Source organism: Marichromatium gracile (assembly GCF_004343155.1).
Taxonomy (GTDB): Bacteria; Pseudomonadota; Gammaproteobacteria; order Chromatiales; family Chromatiaceae; genus Marichromatium; species Marichromatium gracile.
The window spans coordinates 1-2,320 of sequence record NZ_SMDC01000026.1; the positions used below are offsets into that span (position 1 = coordinate 1).

Below are 2,320 nucleotides of genomic sequence, written 5' to 3' on the forward strand. Positions count from 1 at the left end.
TCGATCGCGGTCAGCCCCGTGGTGTACCCATAGCCCAGCCAGGAGACCGACACCGGCGCCGGCTTGCGCGCGAACACCCCCAGCCGGTTGCCCGCGGTGTGACCGGCCAGATCCACCAGGATGTCGATACCGTCGGCGCGGATGCGCTCGGCCAGTTCGGCATCGCTCAATCCACGTGTCGGTATCCACGCATCGACCAGCCCCTGGTAACGCGCCGTCTGCGCATCCTCACGCGTCAGCTCGGCGTAGGCGTAGAGCTCGAAGTCGAGCCGGTTGCGATGCATCAGCAAGGGTTCGAGCACGTGACGCGCGGAGTGCAGGCGCAAGTCCGGCGAGACATAGCCCAGTCGCAACCGACGCTCGGGATCGCGGTCATTGGTATGCCCGGACCAGTGCGCCCGTGCCGGCTCACCGTGACGACGATCAAACTCGCGGTAGTCGGCGAAGATCGCCTCGGCCGAGAGCTCCGAATGATAGTTGAGCGTGAACAACAGTTTGCTGTGGAGTTCCGCGTCCTGAGGTTTTTTCGACAGCGCCTCGCGATAGGTTGTGGCGGCCTCTTCCACCCGCCCCAGCTGCAGGAGGACATTACCCAGGTTGGCAAGCATCTCGGCCTGTCCGGGCCTGAGGGCGACGGCGCGGCGCTGGTACTCCAACGCCTCGTCGAGACGTCCCAGCTCGGCCAAGGCGTTGCCGAGATTGGTCAGGGTCTCGGGATGATCGGGGTCGATCTCCAGGGCGCACCCATAGTCGGCCAGCGCCTCATCCGTGCGCCCGAGCTGGCGCAGCGCCGAGCCACGGTTGTTGTAGCTCTTCAGATGCTGGGGATTGATCGCCAGAACCGTACCGAAATAGCCGATCGCCTCTTCCGGTTGCCCGATCGTCTGCAGCAGACTGGCGAGGTTGTAGAGCGCGGCGACGGAATCGGGAGAGCCCTTGGCCGCATGCGCATAGGCGAGCCCCGCGTCTTCGAGCCGCCCGACCTGTTCGAGCGCGACCCCCAGGGTGTTGAGGATCTGCGGGTCCTGGTCGTCGCGTCGCAGCGCCTCCTCGAGCACCGGCACCGCCTCCTCGCCCCGCGAGCACTGCGCCAGCATCGCCCCCAGCATCTTCCAGCCGAAGGCATCCCAAGGCCTGCGCTCGGTCCAGTCACGGGCGAGCCGCTCGACCTCGTCGAAGCGATGCTGCTCGAACAGCGCGATCAGCGCGTCCTCGTCGCTCGGCGCCGGGGTCGCCAACATGCGCTGCAGCATCTCCCGCAGCCCTAGTGCCGCCTCGCTGTCCAGACCGCAGTCGATGGCCCGCTCGATCACCGCCAGCCCTTCCTGCGGACGCTGGGCCAGCATCAAGGCCTGGGCATAGGACTCCCAGTGATGGCCGTTCTCGGGCGCAAGCTCCAGGGCCCGCAGCAGGAAGCCGAGCCCGGCGTCGAGCTGTCCGCGCTCGATCACCAACACCCCGAGCCCGTGGTGCGCGGCGGCCTCGGCTGGCGCCGAGTCGAGACACGCCCGATACAGCGACTCGGCCTCGTCCAGCCTGCCCGCGGCATGATGGGCGCGGGCCAGTTTGAGCGATTCGTCGTTGGTGACCATGGATAGGACCCCTTTTCCTGTCCTGTATAGATTGCAGCCGATCGAAGAAGGATTGTCAGCGTATCCTCGCCAGCCACAACAGTAGCCAATAAATTGACGCATCCCGCAGCGAGCGCTATTCAGAGAATGCCGAACCGCACCACAGCCACCGATCCTCGGGCGAACATGCAGCGACGACCTGTCGCGCCCACGCCGCGAAGCGACGGCGCCCGACCCGGCCGACCGAAAGGTCTCTCGCATCGCGCTCGGTCTCGTTCGGTCGGGAGCACCCACGGGGTTGCAGCTTAAGCAATTAACGCGCCAAGCTCCCCGTCACTGCTTCATCTCGTCCGGTCTGCGGTGCCAGAGCCAGGCATGGCGACTCACATGAGCTGTCACCACCCGATCATTCATATGGCTGCCAAGCGTTCAGCTCAGGCACCAGCCTCGCCACATCGCGCGGAAGGCCGCCTCGATCCGCGCCACCAGGCCCTGCTCGTCGCGCCAGGGGCTCGCCTCCAGCTCCGCGCGCAGCCCGGCGCGGATCCGCGCCAGTGCCTCCAGGTCCACGGCCAGCGCCACCGCCCGCTCGACATACCCCGCCTCGTCCGTGGCGATCCACTCCGGGCGCCCCATCCCGCTGAGTACCGTCGCCCCGATCCGACCCACGCTCGGGCGCTCGGCCAGGGTCACGAAGGGCACGCCCATATGGAGCGACTCCATCAGCGTCGTCCCCGAGCAGTGCGGGA

At 67.2% G+C, this 2,320-nt stretch carries 2 protein-coding genes; both read right to left on the reverse strand.

What is annotated here, in order from left to right:
- On the reverse strand, positions 1-1,592 hold a 1,592-nt coding region (locus tag EDC29_RS17175; protein WP_132230694.1), incomplete at its 3' end, for a tetratricopeptide repeat protein.
- Between the two features lie 408 nt (positions 1,593-2,000).
- Positions 2,001-2,320: O-linked N-acetylglucosamine transferase family protein (locus EDC29_RS17180; RefSeq protein WP_481822768.1), on the reverse strand; the 320-nt coding region annotated here is incomplete at its 5' end.